Raw genomic sequence first — 21391 nt, 5'->3', positions numbered from 1 at the left:
TCAAAATTACATTAAGTGAGAATTAATGACTTTTAAAGATAAGATTTTTAATAAAAAAGTAAATGAGCAACAAATTGAAGAAAAATTTGATGTTGTAATTATAGGTGGTGGACAAACAGGTCTAATATTAGCTAGACAATTAATTAAAAAAGAAATAAAAACTCTTGTGATTGATAAAGATAAGTTAGGAATTAAAACATCTTTAGATTTAAAAAATTTCACAAAATTAATTAAAAGAATAAAATCTAAAAATCAAGATCCTAGAATAATGATTAACACTTTTCCTCAAAGACTTGAATATATTAGTAAAGAACAAAATCAAGAATTAATTAATCCTTTGATATCTAATTCATTTTTTAAATTTATTAAAGGAAATATTGAAAATATTGATGAATATGAATTAACGATTAATGATAAAAAATATGGATTTAGAAAACTTGTTTTTGCAACAGGTTCTTATTTTGTTGAACCTACAAATTATCCTAATTTAAAAAAAGAAATGTATTTTAATTTAAATGAGATATCGCGCATCAAAGAATATTATGAAAATATTGCAATTTATGGGACTAACATTGAAGCTTTAGAGTTGGCTTATGCTTTTGCTTTGTTAGGTTCAAACGTTTATATTTTTGATGAAAATGTTAATCCATTTAATAATTTTGATGATGATCTTGAATCGATATTAAAAACAGATTTTATGACTGACAAAATTATTTGATGTTTAGAGTCGAAAATTATTAATCACATTAAATCTTCGGATAAAGCTATAAGAATTATTTATTCAACTCAAGGAAAAGAAAAATATATTGAAGTAGATAAGATTTTTGTAACTGGAAATAAAGTTAGTGAGACAAGAAATTTAAAAACAAAATATGATTTAAAATTAAATTCAAATAATTCAATCATTATTGATAGTAATTTTAGAGTAAAGAATAATCCGACTTATTATGCAATTGGTGATGTAAATGGTATTAGGTTTATTCCGGATTTTGCTAATTTACAAGCTGTTTCTTTATCAAGAATTATAACAGGACAAAAAGTTTCAAAATTTAATTTATATAATGTTGGTTTTTCTATTGATATTGAACCTCAAATTTGTTTTTACGGAATGAACAAGCAAGATCTTGATTATCATGACATCAAATTTAATGAGTTTATTTATGATTTTAATTATGAATTAAATTCAAAATTGTTTGCTCATAAGTCGAAGTTAAAAGTTTATACAAATGAAAAGCATGAAATTTTAGGAGTTTTTTTGTACGGGCATAAAGTAAAGGAATTATTATCAATATTTATTTTAGCTGCTAATAATAAGATAAAATTTCATAAACTAGCATACTTAAGTTTTTTGTTCTATTCAAAGTCTGAGTTTATTAGAGATGCAGCTATTGATTATGAATTAGAATTTGTAGGTTTGAGCAAAAAAATCAAAAAAATTACAAATACTAAAGAAGGGAGAAAATAAATGAGTTTTTTTAAAAAATGAAGAGAAAAAAGAAAAGAAGCAAAACAAGATACAAAAGAAGTTAAACGTCCAGATAGTTCATATGATATTTATAATCAAAACGAAACATTAACACTACAAGCTGATTTAAACGAAAATCTGAATTCAAGTATATCTGAAAAACAAAAATTAGAAATTACTGATACATCATTAGATGTAGAAGTAAAAGGAAAAGATAAATCAAGAGAAACTAAAACAAGAACAACTGAAGTTAAAAAAACATCTACACAATCAAAAACAAAAACAAGTAAGGATAAGGAGAAAAAAGATATGGCAGAGAAAAAAGGAAGAAATATTTATTATGTTTCAGTAAGAAAAGATAAAAATGGTAAAAAGCTAGGTTGAGAAGTAAAAAAAGAAAATGCTGATAAAATTACAAAACTTTGCGAAACAAAAGAAGAAGCAATTGAATATGTTAAAGAAAAAGCTGGAAATCAAGGATCAACATGTATCATTAGAAAACTTGATGGCTCAATTGAAAAAACAATGAAATTTAATTCAAAATAATTTTTACTTTTAAATTTATTTAATAAACTTTTGATATTATGGCAACAATTACTACGTTGTTTAATAAGAGAAAATCATATTTATGAAATGTTTTTAGAGAAAATAAGATTTTTATTTTATTTTCTTTTTTATCATGTAGTTTGCCTATTATTTATTGTTTGTTAGCTTCATTAATTAAACCTGACGGATCTCAAGCAGTAATGGCCATAGGACATGTTATGCCCTTTTTGCTTGCATTTATGCAAATAGCATTTACCATATCAATGATTATTTTTGCAAAACTTCGAGAAATTAAAGATGTTAAAACAAAATATGATGGTTTTGTTTTAACATCATCAGCAATTTGAATGTCATTTTTGATAGGAATCATTTCATCAGTATTTTATGTTATATCAACATTTTGCTATATGTATTTTTCAAATAATCGTCCAAATACTCAAGCAATGTTGAATTATGGATTGCAGTTTACTTGAGTAACGATTCCTTTTACTTTGCTATTTCCTTTGTTTATTTCTTTAATTTTTATAATTAGAAAAAATAATGTAAACAGAGCTTTACTATTAATTTTTTCGTTTTTTATTGTAAGTACATTTTTTTCTTATATCTTTGGAATTGCGACTAACCTTAAAGGTTTAGGGTTAGGTTTAGGACTAAGTATTGGTCTTTTATTTTCACTTTTTATCAATATAATTTATATTAACAAATGGTATTTATTTAATTTGTTCACATCGTATATAGTTTTTAAAAATGATGCTTTAATTTTTAGAATTATTTTTAAAGAATCAATAACATCAATTTCTTTATCTGTTTTTAAAGGTATTGCAATTATTTGTCTTTCATTTACAATCCCGAATACTATTAATGGTTTTGTTCCATTGTCATATCAAATGTCTAGAGTTATTTGATTTAATATGATGTACTTTATTCCTTTTATTGGAATTGGTATTGGCGAAGGTATTAGATATCACTATTTGTCTAAACATAGTTTGTTTAGTGAAAGTAACTGTTATTTAGAGCATCGATGAAAAAATGATATGAAACTAATTTATCTTTCATTTGGTTTAACAACTGTTATAGCTATTTCTTGCATATTTTTAGTTCAACCTTTAAATTATCTATATACAAAAAATGATTTTAATACCTTTAAAGATGGGAAAATGCCTGAAATAGTTGGTTGAGGACAACCTGATGTTTTATTTGTAGATTTTCGTTTAATTGATTTTAATAAATTTAAAGATTTAAATATTCCTGATTTTCCAAAATTACTACCAACCAATACAGGTAATTCAATTATTGATGCAATTAATTCTATAAAAAATATTCAAATGGTTAAAGATTGACTTAATCAAACAATAGAACAAAATCCACAAGCAGCTAAAGAAATTATAGATTCATTAAAAGAAGTTCAAAAATTAATGGATTGATTTGGACAAAAAAATATTAGTGGACAAACTTTAATTAATTTTCTAGACTTAAAATATAAAACAAACATTTTAGAAGGTATTAAAGAAATTATTTCAGGTAATCAACCATCAAAAGAATTTTTAAATAGTATTCAATCAATTATGAGCTATTTTGTTTATTTATGATTATACTCTTCAACTTCAAGTATTGTTACTGATTCATTTTTGTTACTTAGATCTTTTATCCATTTTAACGATGTTTTAGTTTCAAGTAATGGCAACATCATTACTGCATTAATTAATAATCCTTTTTCTAATGTTTTAACTTCTTTATTTTTAAAAATTAATACTTTTGAAGCTAAAGCAATAATTTATGTTGCGGTTTATGGAGTTTTAAATTCAGTATGATCAATTTTAATTCAAGTAAATCAAAGAAACGAAAAAAAAGGAATGCCTTATTGGTTATTAACAATAATTTATGGAGTTTGTGTTGGATTTTTAGTAATTTTTGGAACTCTTTTTGCTGTTACATTTAAAGATAAATTAGGATCTAATAATCCATTTAACTATTTGGATGCTTGAACATTTCCTTTGATTGTCATTTCTTTTGCTGTAATTATTGTTTTATCAATAAAATGTTTTGTATCATATAAAAAGCTACAAAAAGAAAGAAATAAAATAAAAAATGTGGAAATTTATTAAGTCTTCATCTGATAAATCTAATTGATTAATCCATAATAAAAAAGAAATATGTTTTATAGGGAGATCTAATGTTGGTAAATCTTCGTTGATTAATGCTTTAGCAAGACAAAATAAATTAGCTAAAACATCCAAAACTCCAGGAAGAACTCAATTGATAAATTATTTTGAAAATGAAAATGGAAAGATAATAGTTGATTTACCAGGCTATGGATTTGCTCAAATTTCTTTATCAGCACAAAAAAAAATGTTTAAAATGATTGATGAATATTTTAACGAAGCTAAACCAAATATTGTTTTTGTTTTAATAGATGCTCGTCGAGGAATTATGAAACAAGATCAAGAAATTATTGATTATTTAGTTTCATTAAAACACAATATTATTTTAATTATTACAAAAACTGATAAAGCTACACAAAAAGAAATTTCTCAAATTCTAAAAAATGAGCATTTTAAAAAAATTAAATATTTTCAATCTGCTATTAGTAATGAAAAAAAAATCTCATTAATTAGAGATTTTATTAATAATATTTAATTTAAACGGATTGTTCAAATTATTTTTTAAGTATATTAGGATTTTTTGTATATTCACAAACTTGTGGATCTAAGTTTGTCCATTCTTTAAATTGATTAATTGTAGAATAAATAAAGTGTTCTTTATTTAAAGCAAAAAAATCAACATGAACTTCTGGATTTGCTTGTTCTTCTAAATAATGCAATTCAAAATTCGATGATTCAAATTTATCATTTGCATTAGAAATTTTTGGTATAGATTTAAATAAATTGATAGTGTAAGGGTGAACAGGATTTGAATATATTTCTTCAGTTTTACCAAATTCAACAATTTTACCTAAATGCATTATTAAAATTTTATCTGCAATATATTCAACCATTGATAAATCATGAGCAACAAATATTAATGAAACATTTTTTTTCTCACATAATTCCTTCAGAATATTTACAATTTGAGCTTGAATCGAAACGTCTAATGAGGCTATTGGCTCATCAGCAATAATTAATTTAGGATTTGAAATAAGAGCTCTAGCTATAACAATTCTTTGTCTTTGACCACCAGAAAATTCGTGTGGATATCTTCAAGCAAATTGTCTTAATAATCCCACTTCTTCTAAAGCACGATATATTTTTTCTTTCATTAAAATTTTTTTAATATATCTTTTACTATTTAATGAATTTTCAATTCCTAATAAATGTTTTAATTTATGAAGATCTTTTTTAAGATTAAAAATTTCAAAATTAAATGCTTTTAATGTTTCTAATTTTGTTTTAACTTTATTATCATAAATATTTAGATGATTTTTTATTTGTTTTACACTTTCTCCTTTAGTTTTTAAATGTTTTTCTAAACCTTCTAAGAACATTTGGTGCTTTTGAGTGAATTGTTCATCTAGTTTTTCTATTTCTTTTCTAATTGAATTTAATTTTTCGTGTTGTTTAATCATTTCTGCACGATATTTATCCATTCTTTTATTAAATTCTATTTTGTATTTTTCGTTTTCTTCTTCATATTTTCTTTTAAGATCTAAATATTCTTTTTTTGCTTTATTTACATCTTTAATACTTTTTGACGGTTTAATATTTTTATTAATTGGGAATGTTCATTCTAAAACGTCAATTTGTTTTTTTAATTCACTAATTTTATTTACTAAAAGATTTTCAACTTTTTTAGATTTTGTACAATATGATTCAAAATTAAATTTGAATGTAACTTCAATATAATCTCTTAATTCTTTTTCATAATTTTTAGGAGATGTTGCCCTAAACAATTCATTAATAGCATTCAAAAAACTATCACGATATTGCTTAAAATCATTAATTAATTCATCAATCCCTTCAGAAGACAAAAAAAGAATTTCTTTTTTATTGTTTTTTAAAATAGAATACATCTTTTTCGATAATAAACTTATTGTTATTTGATTATTATAATCTTCATAATTTGTTCTCAATTTTGCTTGTTCTAAATGCGATTTATAACTATTTTTAAATTCTTTGATGTATGAATCAATTATACTTGCGTGCACAAAAGATGTATTTGATTTTAAATCACTAAATTTTTCTAATTTAGCTCTTTTTTGCATTAGTAATTTGTTTTTTCTAAATTGGAAATCGGTAATTTTAGAATCTGCCAATGTTTTTTTATATATTTCTTTTTTTTGTTTTAGTTCTTGTTCAATCAGCAAAATTGAATTATCTCTGAATTCAGATTGACATTTAAAATATAAATCTAAAATTTTTGAATTATTTTTAAATATTCTTGAAATAACATTTCCTTCACGTTCTTGACTTGATAATTTATAAGCAAAATACTGATTGAAATCATTGTCAATATCTTTATACGAAAATTTGATTCTTCTGAAAATATCTAATCATTCATTCAATAATTGTTGTGCTTGTAAAGTGTGATAAGTAATAGTATCTAATTCAATTTTTCTTAGTTCTTCTGCAAAAGTAAAACTAAAATTACTTTTAACATCTTCTCAATCTTTAAAAAAGTCATCATATTCTTGTTTCATTATTTTATTTACTATTAAAGGTTCTCTTAATATTGTATAAATATTTTGTTGACCATTTAATGATGCGTGTGGATCTTGAAAAATCATTTGCATGTTTTGATTTAAAAACATTTTTTTCTTCTTGTTTAACTTAGAACCACTAATTGCTTGTCCATCTAATCCTACGAAACCTGAATATTCTTCATATAATCTAATTAAACAACGTCCAACTGTTGTTTTTCCTGAACCTGATTCACCAATTAGACCAACAATCTCACCTTGTTTAACATCAAAAGAAACGTCGTCAATAGCTTTAACTACACCACTTGGAGTATTAAAATATTTTTTAACATTTCTTACTTTTAACAAGTTTTGTTCTTTAGTCATTTATGTTAAATACCTTTCTAAAAAATTGAATTCTTTTCTTTAATTGTTCTGATAATTCTACTTTTGGTGCTCTAGGATCTAATAATCATGTTGCTGCTGAATGAGTTTCGCTTACCTTAATTAAACTAGGTTCTTTTTTAAAATCAATTTCCATTGCATATTGATTTCTTGTAGCAAATGGATCACCAACACCTAGGTTAGCCATATCTGGAGGTGTTCCAGGAATTGAATAAAGTTTTTCATTTTTATCTTCTGGTATTGAAGTAATTAAAGCTCATGTATAAGGGTGCAATGGATTTGTGAAAATATCAATTTTTGTTCCTCTTTCAACAACTTTACCAGCATACATTACATAGATGTAGTCACAAAATTTTGCGATAACTGAAATGTTGTGAGAAATAAAAATAATTGAAATATTATAGTTTGTTCTTATTTCTTCAAAAAGAGCCAAAACAGAAGCTTGAACCGTTGGATCTAAAGCTGTTGTTGGTTCATCAGCAATAATCAAATCAGGTCTAGCAGCAACTACCATAGCAATTACAACTCTTTGCTTCATTCCTCCACTAAAAGTATGTGGATAGTGATTAATTTTTTCTTTTGCATTTCTAATACCAAATTTTTCAAGCAAATCAATTAAATATGAAATTTTTTCTGCTTTTGATGAAAATCTAGGATCATTTTTTAATACATCTAATAATTGTTTTTTAATAGTTCTTGTAGGATTTAATGAAGTCAAAGGATCCTGAGGAATATATCCAATTTTTTTACCTCTAATTTTTATTCATTCATTTCTTTTTAATTTTAATAAATCGACTGTTTCAATTTCATCATTGTCAATTGATTTTTTGGAATAAAGCATCATTTTTTCAGCTTCTGTAATATCAAATTCGTTAATACTTAAAAGAGACTTAGAAGTAACAGATTTTCCAGAACCTGATTCACCTACTAACCCAATAATTTGTTTTCGTTTAATTTTTAAATCAACACCACGAACAATTTTGATAACTTTTTTCTTACCAATTTTGAAACTAACTTGAAGATTTTTAATATCTAAGAGTAAATCGTTTTTTTCTTGATTCATTATTTACCCCTTCCAACTTTTGGATCAAGTGCATCGTGTAATCCATTAGCAACAAATTGTGCTGATAATGAAAAGAACAATAAAATAAGTGCAGGTAATAGTAGACCTCAAAAGTTAATATCTAGTAATGGTATAGCTTCTTTTAATAATGTTCCTAAATTAGGATCTGACTTTGAATCTAAAAAACCTAAGAACACTAAAGAAGAAATTGACATAATAACAATAACTATTCTTCTTACGTATGTGGTAGCTAATTTACCGATCACCATTGGTAAAGCATGAACAAAAATTTGTCTTTGAGTTGAACAACCAACGGCTTTAGCTGAAAGAATAAATTCTTGGTCTTTGACTGTGATCATTCACAATCTTGTGTTATTAACCATATATACTCAACCAATTGAAATTAAAATTAGATATAAGTTGAATTGATTAATATTTGCTTTACCAACAATTGTCATTAACATTAAAAATCAAACTAATGTTGGAATGTTGATGATAACATCTACAATTCTTGATAGAAATGTATCAATTCATTTACCAGCATAAAATCCTAAAACAGATCCAATTGTGATACCAATAATTGCATCAGTTGTAGCGACTAAAAATGATAAAGTTATACTATCTCTAGCTGCTGTTCAAGTTCTTGTTCATATATCAATTCCTTGAGTGTTTGTACCTAGTAAAGAATTAATATTTTGTTGAGAATAAGCTTCTAAAAATAAATATTTATTGTAAGTTACTAAAAATTCATTGTTGATTTGAATAGTAGAATTAATAATTTTTAAATCAGGATTTTCATGAGCAATTTTCATTAAAAATTCATAATTATTCGAATTTAACGATTCAGTAACAATTGGACTATAAGAAGGAGGTAATTCTTTTATTCAATTAACATCAATATTAGTTAATGGTGTTGTTGCTCCAAAAGGACTAACAGATGGAATTATTAAACATGCAATTGAAATAGATAAAATCAAAATTAAAGAAAAGAATGAAATATAATTTTTACAAAATCTTTTAATAATATCGATAATTAATAATCTTGGTTTACCGGCTAATGTTGTTGCAGCTTTACCAACATCATTAGCATCTACAAATTTAAACAATGTATCATTTAACTCAACATTGAATGTTCCAGTTAAATTATTATTTTTTTTAACACCATCATTTAATGATTGATTATTAGTTTCATTTTGAAAATCAAAATTAGACATTTTCACCTCCTTTTTGAATTATTAATGTGTTATTTTTGATAGCTCTGTTACGTTTAATTTTATTGTTAATATTTTTAATAATTGATGTTTTTGTATCTTCAAAATATTTAATTTTAGGATCGATAAAAATATATGAAATATCTAAAATAATTTGACCAACCATTGATAATGCTGAAAAGAAAAAAATTGAAAACATAACAACATTTATTTCTCCGTTTGGGAATGCTTGCATAATAACATTTGATGTTCCTGGAACATTAAAGAATTGCTCAATAATTATGTTTCCAGATAGAAGAATAATAAATGAAGGAACTAAATAAGAAATTAAAGGAATTAAAATATTTCTAATAATATGTTTTCAAAAAATATCTCATTGGTTTAATCCTTTTGATTTTGCTATTAGAATATGATTTGAAGTTAAGATGGAAACTATTTGATTTCTTACCAAAATAGTATAACCAGCTAGCGATCCTAATGTAACTGTAATAATTGGCAAGATTATTGATTTTATTGTTGTTGCTCAACCCTGAATATCAGGATATTGAAATTCACTAATTATTAATCCATTAGAAGCATTAGCTATCAATAAAATGATAGGAGCAATAACAAACGAAGGTAAACCGATAAAAATAACAACAAAAATATTAATTGATGTATCAATCCAAGTCCCTCTATTATAACCAGCCACAATTCCTAAAAATGTTCCAAAAATTGCTGAAATAATAAACGCTGGAAAAGTAATTAGTAAAGTTCAAACTAATGGTTTAAAAAATAAATTTGGAATATAAGTAAAACCGTTGTTATTTGAATAAACCTTTCCAAAATTTCCAGTAAAAAAATCTTTTAAATAATTACCATATCTAACAATTATTGGATCGTTAAATCCGTTAGCATTTTTTCAAGCTTCAATTGTTTCAGGACTTGTATCCCCTCCTGTATAAGGTATGTCAGCAAATGAAGCAGTTAACAAATATACTATTGTCATCAATATAAACAAACTTATTATCGCTAATATTAATCTTTTTAGTATGTACCTCAACATTTTTAATCCTTTTATTTTTTATATGTAATGTCTGAATATACTTGTAGTCCATACTTTGAAAGTGGAACAACATATTCTCTTAAATATAGAATGTAGTTAACATTTTCTAAACGTTCTACAGATGATTCAGTATCAATTGACACACCTTTAATTGAATTTAGTTCTTGAATTAAATCTACTCAACCTTGCCCCGCAGAATTTTTATCAACATTATTTTTTTGTCAAGAAGCTTCAGCTTCAAATGCTTTAAATATTGCTGACAATGTAGAAACAGGATTTATTTGATTTGGATTTTTAGTATTATCCGGAATTCAAGCATTGTCTTTATCGCTTCATTTTTGAGTAAAGAATCTAACAATGTTATTATTTTGATTATTGTTAATCAAATCTCAATTTTCTACTTGTAAGCTATCATCAGCTTTTTTTAAATTTAGCTCTTTATTCAGTTCTTCATTCATTTTTTCTCTAACAAATTTAGCTAATTCAGTAAATTTAGGAAATAATTGTTGTAGCTTTGTAACTGTGTCTTTAGTTGGTCTTTTTACTGTAATACCGTCAATTACTTTATCTTGAAATAGTAATTCTGAATCTTTTGTGGGATCTTTAGAAAAAATTCCAAAAGCGTTAACAATATTAATTCCACCACCATCAGATGTATAACCTGAAATATATGAACCAATCCCTTCATAATCATAAGATCATAAATTTGCATTAAATCCACCTTTACGTTGGTTAATTGCAGATAACATTTCTTCTCTTGTTGTCGGTTTGAAGAAATTTGCTTTAATTCTATCATCTAAACCATTAATTATATTTTCAACAAGATATTGAGTAGCTGCAACCTTAGTATCATCTTGATCTGCAAACGGATACGCTATTTGTCATACTATTTTTTCAGATTTGTTTATTCCGTTTTGAACATAAAAATCATCCAAAATTTTTTTAACAGCGTTTTGAATTTGTTGATAATGAGGAGATTTCATTTTTGTTAACTGTAAGTTTGCTGCAGCTTCAGGTCCATATTTTTGTTCGATTTCTTCTTTTGAAGAATTTGATAATTCTTTCATTTCTTTTAAAGTTACGATTCGTTTATTACCATCAACATCAAAATAAATTAAATCATTCATTCCTTTTTCATTAAAATCAACAGGAGTTAAAGAATCTTCAAAAGAAGAAAACATTGCATTTTGTGCAGCGCCACTTAATCACACATCTCTTGTTCCACTATAAGCTCATTGAATATATTGATATCAATTAATAGAAGCTTGAATTAATAGTCTAAAATCAAAACCTAATCCTGCATAAAAACTATTTGATGTTGTTGCTTTTCCTTTATTTATTTCATCTAATGAAGCACCATAAACTAATTTAGCGTAATTATTGTTAAAAAGATATGAATTTGTACCTAATTGATCAATTGGATTTGCTTGTCAAACCATTATTGATGTCATAGAAGAAATATTTACCTTTTTTGTAACTTGTAAACCATTTTTTATTGAATTATCAGTTAATTCTCCTTGTGTTTTTCCATTTCCATATAATTTTTCTTTTTGCGCATCAGTAAGTAATGCATAATCTACTTGAGATAATGTTCCATTTAAAAATGAAGAAAAGGATTGATTAATGAACGTTGAACTATCAATTGACCCCGCATATTCAATAATAACTTTATTAATTGTTTTATATCCATTTTCATCACTTTTTTCAACTGATTTTACTCACTCTGAATTTGCATAATGTTTATTGTATTCATAAATTTCTCTTCCAGCTGAAGCGCTTACAGGAATGTAAGTAGAAGCGAATAAAGTAGACTCTCTTGTTTGGGCATAAGTGTAGATACCAAATTGTCTTGCCTCGCCCTTAATTTCTCCCTTAGGTGTTTTATTAATAGAATCAATTTTAGCTAATTCATCTATATATTGACTTGGAGCTAATGAAAAATGAAGAGAATTTGATAAATATTTTTTGATAATATCTGTTGCTGAAAAAGAAAAATTTTTATTTATACTTCCGTTTCTTTCAAAAATATTAAACGAAAAAGTATAAGCATCTTTTTCATTTTCTGTACCTACATTCACTTTTTGAATTGCTCATTTTTCGTCATAAAGTTTTTCTGTATTAACACCAAAAAAATCAAATAGATATTCATTTGGATATTTCTGAGTTTCACCAAAAATTTTAATTGTTTGAGTTTTTTCAATAAAATATTGATCTAATTCTTTAGACCCTCCATGGCTTCTACGGTAAGTTTTATCATATAATCAAGTTCTTTTTGCTGAATACAACATATCTCTAGGTGATATATTGTATTTTGTTTCATTACCATCACTATCAACTCATTTTGCATTATCATTAAAAGTTATACCTAAACCTGCTAAAATGTAATTTTTGCTTGAAGTATTAATGTTAGGATTGTTTTCATCTAATTCATTCAAGTTTATTTCTTTATCTAAATAACCATCAGCGATAATTTTTCCAAATACGTCTGGATTATTAATAGATTTTGTGTTTTTAGAAGTTTTTGTAACTACAACTTGATCTTTTGTTGTTGGTTTTGGTGTTATTTCATCATCATCTCTATCGAAAACTAATTGGAAATATTTTTTAGTACCATCTCTAAATTTTTGTTCTTTAGAAAAAAATGTTGGAGTTATGTCTTGCTCATTTAGATTAGTTGATATAAAAGTTAAAACAATTCCATTAGCATTTGCAAACTTAAGTGACTCATATGAAGGTTGTTCAACTTCTGCAGGAGAAACAATTTCTCCATTCTCATTTTTTATTGCTTGTTTATATTTGAATTGTCCAGATGTTTTTAAATGAAGTATTTCATTATTAACTAATAAAGATAAACGTTTAGTTGAAGTTGGCGATCCATAACTAGCAGAATAATCAAATTTATAACCTTCATTGTTTAAATTTTCATTTACTCTCATAGAAAAAATTCCTTTTGATGAAATTCTTTGAACAATTGGAGTAGCAAAATACACACCAACACCTAAACCAATTAAACCGATTGGAATTATAACCGATGATCCTATTATTAATGATTTTTTGAGCATAGGTTTCATTTTTCTTTTTCTCCTTTTTATTTTTTATTCGTATCCATTAAATGTTTTTTTAGTAATCAATGGCATTACAATTCTAATAGCAAATGATATGATTACGGTATTGAATCAAATTTTAATAAATGATGTTGCAAGCGACGATACTGCAGAAGCAACAAAAGAAATTTTTAATGATTTATAATCAGCATAAGCAATGATTGGAATATTTATAAACTCAGTACAAATTATAAAAACTACGATAGGTACAAAAGTTAAATAATTTTCTGGTTTCATTTTAAATCTTGTAAAAACAACCAAACAAATACATAAACCAACACCTAAACTTATTACTACAATGAAAATTGATTTGTGAGATATTAATTTAAAAATTCCTTCAAAAGAATTATCAATCACATCTTGCGGTATAAAAGTAATTGTTATTATTAATGATGCAAGTATTGCCAATAAAAAAATTGAACTGCTTATTAATCCGAAATTTAATAATTTTTTCTCATTTTCTCATAGTGCAATTTTATCAATTTTTTTTAGTAATTTTTCATATTTTTCTTTTTCTTTTTCTTCTTGCTTATAATTATTTTTTGAAATTGCTAATTTGATTTTATACAATGAAAAAACTTTTTCATTATTTAGTTTTCTAAGAGTGTTTGATTTTGAAAGTATCTTATAGAAATAATTATATACAAGAGCAAAAACTCCAGGAAGCATTCCAGAAATTCCTAAAGCAACTGAATATAGCGGATAATAGAAAGTTGGAATAAAAACAAAAGAAATAATATCTGTTGTGAATCCAATAACAAAACCTATGATTGGTCCAAAAATAAAACCAATTATTTTGATTGGTAATCCAGCTAACGATAATTTAAATGCTGGTATTGAACTTATGGCAGCAATTCTTGTTCCGATGATAACAAAAGAAATTGACATTGCAATTAATATTGAGATAAAAGCAATTCTTTTTGAATCTCATTTGTTCATTAGGAATATTCACCTCTCATCTTGTTACATTAAATTAATTTAAAACAAATAAAAATTAAATTATAAGAGAGTTTTGTTATTTTATTAACAAAATTAGAACCGCAAAGCTATAATTTTGTAAACTTCATAATCTAATTCCTAATTACAAGAAACAATAAAAAATGATACATAATTACTCGTAGTTCATTACAAACTTAAAATTATTGGTACAATTTACGAGAGAGGTACTGATTTGAAAAAGTTTAAAAAAATATATTTGTTTTGTAGCACCTCTCTTGTTTCTATGATTATTTTCCCTGTAACTTCTTGTTCGATAAAAGAAGAAAATTATAATAATTTTATTGATTATGATGGTACACGCGAGTCTTTTGATAATCTTGTTAAAAACATTAGTTACAAAGATTTTAAAACTAATTTTAATTTAAAAATAAATGAAGTAAAACCGAGTGATATTGTTTGAAGATATAAAAATGAGTATGAAAAATTAAATATACGTATGGACATAATCATTGTGAATCGAGGAAAATTAGAAATTCTTCCAGATAGTGGAGATTACAAAGAAAATGCAATTGAGTTTACGTTTGTGCTACAAGACATTGATAAAAAATGATTTTATGATGGTTCTGGTAGAAGATTTTGACTGTGATCATATAAGTAATAGTGACGATATCTAAATATAAGAATAGTACATGAAAAAAAATATAAAAAACTACAAATCAATAAAAATTTTTACAAGTATAATGTTCTTTTTGTTTTTGTTAGTATCTACCTTTTTATTTTTTATACCATCAAATAAAACAAATACAAATTTAAGTAACAATTCAAATTTAGTTGAAAATATTAAAACATCAGAAAACAAAAAAGTAATTAAAGTTTTAGCTCCTAATACTTTGAATGATTTGAGAAATCTTTCAATAGATGAGATTGTATCTTTGAGAAAACTAGATATGCGTGATTATAATGTTGTTACTCCCGTTAAAAATCAAGGATCACAAGGAATATGTTGAGCTTATGCTTTTGCAGCCGCTAGCGAAGTTAACATGTTATATAAATCAAATGTTTTAGATACAAAATATAATAATCAGAATTTTAGTTTGTCACCCAAAAAAATTGATTCAACTGTTAATATAAGAACAATAGATACTGATGTTTTAAAATTAACAGAACAAGATGTTTTTAGGAGACAATTAGGGAATGGAGCTCTTTCGCTTTTTCATCAATCACAAATAATGATGCAACAAAATGCTGACATTATCGGAAATCTTAACAGTTTAACAGGAGAAAAAGCGGCTTGATTGCAAAGTATATATAACATACAAAATGATGTTCAAGAAATTAAACAAACTATTGCTAGAAATGGAGCCGTAGCATTTGCATATAAATCAAGTCAATACACTTCATATTATGCGACAAGTCAATTTTTCGATCATGCTGCAACAATTGTTGGTTGAGATGATGATTATGATAAAAATAAATTTGGTCCAACAAAACCTAGTCGTAATGGTGCATGAATTGTTAAAAATAGTTGAGGATCAAATTTTTTTGATGGAGGATATTTTTATTTATCATATGATTCAAAAATATTTGATATTGTAGCTTTTGATTATGTAAATAAAAATAAATATGACAATATTTATTATTATGATGGTATGGCAAGAATTGGTGAATCAGAAGAAATTGGAAATAAAAAAGTAGCAGTAATTTTTCCGGTTAAAAAAGGAACATACAATATTGTTGAAAAATTAAAAGGAATTTCATTTGGTTTGATCGGAAAAAATGCAAAAGTTAAAGCGACAGTATATACAAATGTAGAAGCTAATCCAATTAATAGATATTCACAATTAAATAATCCTGAAAGTGGAACAAAAGTCTTAGAACAATTTAGCGAAATATACCCAAATTCATTGAATTGAGGCGGTCAATACACATTGGAATTTAATAAAGAAATCGAGTTACAACCAGGGACTTATTTTAGTATTATTCTTGAACCAATAAATGATAGTCATAGCGCTAAAATATTATTCTCAAGCGAACCTAATTCTACAAATGATTTAACTTTTTATGAAAATAATGGTCAATGACTAAATTGCTCAATAGCAGATATTGATAGAGCTCAATATAATGTTGCTTCTATAAAAGCTCTAACTGCATCAAAAAACAAAGAAGGTGTCAAAAATAATGATTTACTTTATTCTAATATTAGTTTCAGTGAAAAAGATTTTTATTATGATGGGAATACCCTAAATCCTTCTCCAATTGTTAATTATGAGGGTAGTGTTTTAAAAGAAAATCAAGACTATGTAGTTGAATGAAAACAAATTATTGAAATCAATGAAGACAATCAAGATCAAGCAGGAACATTAATAACTACAATTAAAGGTTTGAACAATTATAATGGAATTAAAAGAATTTATTCAGTGATTCATAAAGGAGAGAGACCAAACTTAAATTTAAACGGCCTTGGTTCTTTTGATGATAAAACGGAAATTGTTTATATCAATATAAAAAATAGTTTTAATCAAAAAATCAATAGATATCATGACATTGATTTACCAGAAGGTTGACAATTTGAAAATGATGGAGAACTAAAGGATGGTTGGAATGAAAACAATAAAATTAAATATGTAAAATCTGATGCTAATCTTTATAAAAAAACAAAATTCGTTGTTAAAGTTAATAAAGAGACTATAACTAATAATATAAATGATGCAACTAATGAATTTGTTTGAAATTCACCTTTTTATTATACTGGAAATGAAATTAAGCCTAATATCGAGTTAAAATTTAACAATAAATTATTGATATTGGGTGTAGATTATGATGTTTTATACAAGAATAATATTGAAGTCGGTCAAGCAAATATACTAATAAATGGAATAAATTATTTTGATAATGAAAAAAATATTAATTTTACAATTGTTAAAGCAAAAAATAGAATTACTTCGTTTTCAATATTAAATGACAATCCAGTAGCCACATCATTATTTGGTCAAGAAAATATTATTTACAAATATTATAAAGATAAAGAAGGTCTAATTGAATTATCAAATAGACCCAATGTAAATGGTAAATATTATGTTAAAGCTTATGTTGCAGAAACAAAAAATTATGAATCAGCTTATAGTGATTTATTGGAAATTAATATCCTTATTCCTATTAAAAAATCTACTTCAAAAACAACGGTCATAATAATTTCAACAACTATCCCTATATTATTTTTAGTTATCATAAGTTTGGTAACAATAGTTTTAGTTAGAAAACTTAGAAACTAATGTGGTTTGAATACAAAAATATCTAGACCTAAATTATTTTTCAATTAAAGAATCTTCATTCATTGATTCAGGTTTTTTAATTCCCATATAATCTAAGATTGTAGGAGCTATATTAGCTAATTTACCATTTTTTAATTTTAATGATTTATCTGTTGTAATTAGCATTACTGGACTTGAGGTATGTTTTGTAGCTGGATTTCCATTTTTATCTTCTGTAATTTCAGCATTTCCATGATCTGCAGTAATGAATAATGTTCCGCCAATTGATTCTATTCAGTCTTTAATTCTTTTGATTTGTTTGTCTAAAAATGATACTGCTTCAATTGTAGACTTTAAATTCCCTGTATGTCCAACCATATCTGGATTAGCAAAATTCATAATTACTAAATCATATTTAGCACCATTTTCAATTAAATAATCTGTAATCCCTTCGGCTGACATATGTGGAGCATCTGCATATGATTCTATTTTTAATGAATCAATCATTTTTCTATCCATATTTGGATATACTACATCAATTCCTCCATCCATAAAAAATGTAACATGAGCATATTTTTGAGTTTCGGCTAACCTTAACTGTTTTAATCCGGCATCAGCAATTACTTTTCCAATTGGATTTTTAACTTCCATTTCTGAATAAGCAACAATAGTATCTAATCCTTCGTATTTCATCATTGAAACAAATTTATTGATTTTTACAGGAATAGAAGGTTTAACTTCATATATATTTGAACCAATAAATAAATGTGTTAATTGTCTTGCTCGATCAGGTCTAAAATTGAAAAAAATAATTGAATCCCCATTATTAACAAATTTAGCATTAGGATTTATAGCAGGTATTAAGAATTCATCGCTAATGTTTTCTTTATATTGTTCATTAACATAGTCTATACTTGAATTAAAAATATTATCAGCTTTACCTAGAATAGCTTGATATGCCTTTTCGTTACGATCAAACATTTTGTCACGATCCATAGCATAAAATCTTCCTGAAATAGAAGCTAAATGATAATTATATTTTTTTAGTTGTTCTTCTAGTTTTTCTAGTGAAGGAATAATAGATTTAGGTGCAACATCACGTCCATCGCCAAAAACATGAACCGACACATTCTTAACACCATATTCATATGCTGCATCAATCAATAAAAATAGATGTTCTTCTAATGAATGAACACCACCTGGTGATAAAAGACCCATCAAATGTAAAGTTGCATTATTTTCTTTAACATTTTTAAATGCTTCTTCAAAAAATTTATTTGATTTAAATTTGCCATCTTGAATTTCTTTACCGATCAATGATAATCCAGTATAAACAATTTCTCCTGCACCAATATTTAAATGACCTACTTCTGAGTTTCCCATTTGACCTTTCGGAAGACCAACAAACTCTCCAGAAGCTTGAATAATTGAATTTGGATAACTTTTAAAAAATTCATCAAAAGTTGGAGTGTTAGCTTGCTTGAATCCGTTACCTTGAACTTCATCTCTTAGTCCAAGACCATCGATAACACACAACACAATTGGTTTTTTGCTCATAAATATTGACTTCCTTACTTTTTATTTGTTAAGTTTTGTTTCTTCATTTATTTTAATACAAAATATACAAAATTAGTTGTTAAAGAAAATATCGAAATCAACTTAATAATTTTTGACTAATTTAAATTATTTTTCTCATTGACTTTTTAGCATAATTGTTGTTAATTGTGATCTATATTGTTCTGTTTTTTTATTAAACGAAATCTCTGTTACAAATTCAATCTTAATCATAATAGCATTTTGATGAATATTAATTAAATCAAGTTGTAAAGCATCATTAAATTTATATAATATTGACTCAATTACAAATGAATTTTCATATAATCTTGAGAAATAATTCAATTTTCTTTGCGAGTTATTGTCATTATCTGTTCCAAAACTCAAATCAATTTCTCTACTAAAAATAGAAGGAATTAAATATTTTTTTATCTGTTCTCATCTTCTATTAACATTGTCTTCTGTGTCCTCAAAACTGATCAAACTTTGTTTCAAAGCTAGCGGAATTATTGTACTACTTAAATTAGAAATGCTTAATTTATCATGTGATTGCAAATTAAATGCTCTATCAACTAAATTTTTATGGTCTTTTTTCAAAATATTTTTCAAATTTTTTAGAAAACTATTTGTTTCAAAATCTGGATTAATTGAAACAGCATTTATTTTGTCGTTTGCTATTATGCTATTTTCATTAATATTTTTTGTTTTATTTGAAAAATCAAAATGTTTACTAAAAATTTGTTGATATTCACCACCAACAGCAAGAGTGACTGCAAATTCTAGTTTATTTGAAAAATCATCTGCAACAACACTATCACAATCTATACCAAAAGCAATTCCACTTGCATTTTCCTTTAGATAAGTATCATTAATTTTATTTGTTCATTCATTTGAGAACAAATCACTAATCGAAAAATTGTTATTTTTCAATAAATTTTTACTAAAATATGCTTTACCAAGAAAATAAGATGGGTAATAGGATTGCATTTTAATTTCATTAATAACTACTTTATTTATAAGAAAACGTTTAACATCATCTATTGTAGGGATGGCAATGCTTGGCTTATTATATGAAACTTGTGTTCAATTAATTAATTCGCCTTTTTCTTTTCAAACTCCACCAATATATTCGCTATTTGTGTATGTTGCACTAATTTGGAAATATATTAGTTTTTTATTTTTATCAATACTTGATTGGATAGTAAAATTAAATCCTTGCTGAATTAATTCATTCATTAAACCTAATTTACTACCTTCTTGATTTGATATTTCAAAATTTAACAAAAAAGTATTAATTCATTGCTCAGAAGGGATAACATTTATCGAGTCTATATTTGCGGAATTAATGATTGGTTGTAAATTTTCAATTCAAGCATTTTTGTTTATATTTAAATTATATATTTCTATTTTTTCATTTTTATTAAAAGCATTAAATCCTGATATTGTTATATTAGCATTTATTGTTTCGTCTTTATATGTTCCAGATAAACTAATATCAATATTACCACGTCCTGTATCACCACTCAAAACTTTAACTTTAAGATTTTTAAATTCATCTATATTTTGTAATTTTAAATTAAAATAATCATCATTTAATTTAATTAGAGACATTGTGCTTTTTAAGTTGAAAAGGTTAATAATATTTTTGTATTTTGTTGCACTTAATTTTTTATCAATTAATTGTCCACCAGCAGGATCTAAACTTGATGGTAATTGTTTAAAATTGATTATTTGAACTTCTTGTGATAAATCAACGATCTGAATTTTGTTATCTAAATATCATCTATTTTTGTAAATTTTGAGTATAAAACTTAATGTATTACTATCATCTTTTTCGTTAGATATAATTTCAGTATTTAAATCATTTAGACCTTCAATCATTGAAATATCTCCAACAACAAATTGTTTTATGTTTTCAATAACAAATTTACTTAAGTTATTTTGAATTTTGGCCAAAAATTCAATTTTTGTCATGTTATTCACTTTTTCGTTATTGTAATTTAAATTCTCGCTATTTACAACAGATATAATTTTTGTATTTTCATGATTATTTGGATCTTTGCTCTGTTCTTTTGATTTAGAACAAGATACAACTAATAGATTCGGCATACAAAATAAACAAGTTATTCCCAAGCCTAAAGCAATTTTTTTCATTATTGAATTATAGCATATAATGTTATTAAATTTAGGTTAATT

General features: G+C 25.1%; 14 protein-coding genes. 6 read left to right on the top strand and 8 right to left on the bottom strand.

What is annotated here, in order from left to right; translation table 4 throughout:
- The first annotated feature begins 25 nt into the window (after nt 1–25).
- From ACJA28_RS01365 to yihA, 4 genes are read left to right on the top strand one after another with little or no spacing between them, the layout of a single operon-like run.
- Nucleotides 26–1465, top strand: a complete 1440-nt coding sequence (locus ACJA28_RS01365; RefSeq protein WP_022935309.1) for an FAD-dependent oxidoreductase — start codon at nt 26–28, stop codon at nt 1463–1465.
- Nucleotides 1466–2011 (top strand): DUF2188 domain-containing protein, encoded by a 546-nt coding sequence (locus ACJA28_RS01360; RefSeq protein ID WP_022935308.1) that lies wholly within the window; start codon nt 1466–1468, stop codon nt 2009–2011. It abuts the gene before it with no gap.
- Between the two features lie 38 nt (nt 2012–2049).
- Nucleotides 2050–4116: a hypothetical protein gene (locus ACJA28_RS01355; protein WP_022935307.1), complete on the top strand. Its 2067-nt coding sequence runs from the start codon at nt 2050–2052 to the stop codon at nt 4114–4116.
- The gene (gene yihA / locus ACJA28_RS01350) at nt 4100–4648 is read left to right on the top strand and encodes a ribosome biogenesis GTP-binding protein YihA/YsxC (protein ID WP_027121707.1); all 549 of its coding nucleotides are present in this window, start codon (nt 4100–4102) and stop codon (nt 4646–4648) included. Before ACJA28_RS01355 ends, yihA begins: the two co-directional genes overlap by 17 nt.
- A 19-nt stretch (nt 4649–4667) precedes the next feature.
- On the opposite strand, the gene ACJA28_RS01345 is transcribed toward yihA, so the two are convergent.
- From ACJA28_RS01345 to ACJA28_RS01320, 6 genes are all read right to left on the bottom strand, one after another.
- Nucleotides 4668–7010 (bottom strand): ATP-binding cassette domain-containing protein, encoded by a 2343-nt coding sequence (locus tag ACJA28_RS01345; protein WP_022935306.1) that lies wholly within the window; start codon nt 7008–7010, stop codon nt 4668–4670.
- Nucleotides 7003–8091: an ABC transporter ATP-binding protein gene (locus ACJA28_RS01340; RefSeq protein ID WP_022935305.1), complete on the bottom strand. Its 1089-nt coding sequence runs from the start codon at nt 8089–8091 to the stop codon at nt 7003–7005. Before ACJA28_RS01340 ends, ACJA28_RS01345 begins: the two co-directional genes overlap by 8 nt.
- Entirely contained in the window at nt 8091–9305 is a 1215-nt protein-coding gene (locus ACJA28_RS01335; protein WP_022935304.1) for an ABC transporter permease, read from the bottom strand. The genes ACJA28_RS01340 and ACJA28_RS01335 overlap by 1 nt, the downstream gene beginning before the upstream one ends.
- Nucleotides 9298–10290, bottom strand: coding sequence for an ABC transporter permease (locus ACJA28_RS01330; RefSeq protein WP_051122428.1), 993 nt, complete (start codon nt 10288–10290; stop codon nt 9298–9300). The genes ACJA28_RS01335 and ACJA28_RS01330 overlap by 8 nt, the downstream gene beginning before the upstream one ends.
- Nucleotides 10291–10358: 68 nt before the next feature.
- Nucleotides 10359–13418, bottom strand: a complete 3060-nt coding sequence (locus ACJA28_RS01325; RefSeq protein ID WP_022935302.1) for an OppA family ABC transporter substrate-binding lipoprotein — start codon at nt 13416–13418, stop codon at nt 10359–10361.
- Nucleotides 13419–13442: 24 nt separating this feature from the next.
- Entirely contained in the window at nt 13443–14390 is a 948-nt protein-coding gene (locus ACJA28_RS01320; RefSeq protein ID WP_022935301.1) for a hypothetical protein, read from the bottom strand.
- 232 nt (nt 14391–14622) lie between these two features.
- On the opposite strand from ACJA28_RS01320, the gene ACJA28_RS01315 reads away from it, so the two are divergent.
- Together ACJA28_RS01315 and ACJA28_RS01310 are read left to right on the top strand one after the other, a co-directional pair.
- Nucleotides 14623–15048 carry a hypothetical protein gene (locus tag ACJA28_RS01315; protein WP_406602221.1) on the top strand — a complete coding sequence of 142 codons (426 nt, stop codon included), beginning with the start codon at nt 14623–14625 and terminating at the stop codon, nt 15046–15048.
- A gap of 31 nt (nt 15049–15079) precedes the next feature.
- Nucleotides 15080–17662: a C1 family peptidase gene (locus ACJA28_RS01310; protein ID WP_022935299.1), complete on the top strand. Its 2583-nt coding sequence runs from the start codon at nt 15080–15082 to the stop codon at nt 17660–17662.
- Between the two features lie 33 nt (nt 17663–17695).
- On the opposite strand, the gene gpmI is transcribed toward ACJA28_RS01310, so the two are convergent.
- Together gpmI and ACJA28_RS01300 are read right to left on the bottom strand one after the other, a co-directional pair.
- The gene (gene gpmI, locus ACJA28_RS01305) at nt 17696–19198 is read right to left on the bottom strand and encodes a 2,3-bisphosphoglycerate-independent phosphoglycerate mutase (RefSeq protein ID WP_022935298.1); all 1503 of its coding nucleotides are present in this window, start codon (nt 19196–19198) and stop codon (nt 17696–17698) included.
- Between the two features lie 126 nt (nt 19199–19324).
- Nucleotides 19325–21349, bottom strand: a complete 2025-nt coding sequence (locus ACJA28_RS01300; protein WP_022935297.1) for a hypothetical protein — start codon at nt 21347–21349, stop codon at nt 19325–19327.
- Nucleotides 21350–21391: the final 42 nt, after the last annotated feature.

This window comes from Mesomycoplasma moatsii (assembly GCF_045276915.1).
Lineage (GTDB): Bacteria > Bacillota_I > Bacilli_A > Mycoplasmatales > Metamycoplasmataceae > UBA710.
This window is presented reverse-complemented; position numbering and strand designations above follow the sequence as displayed.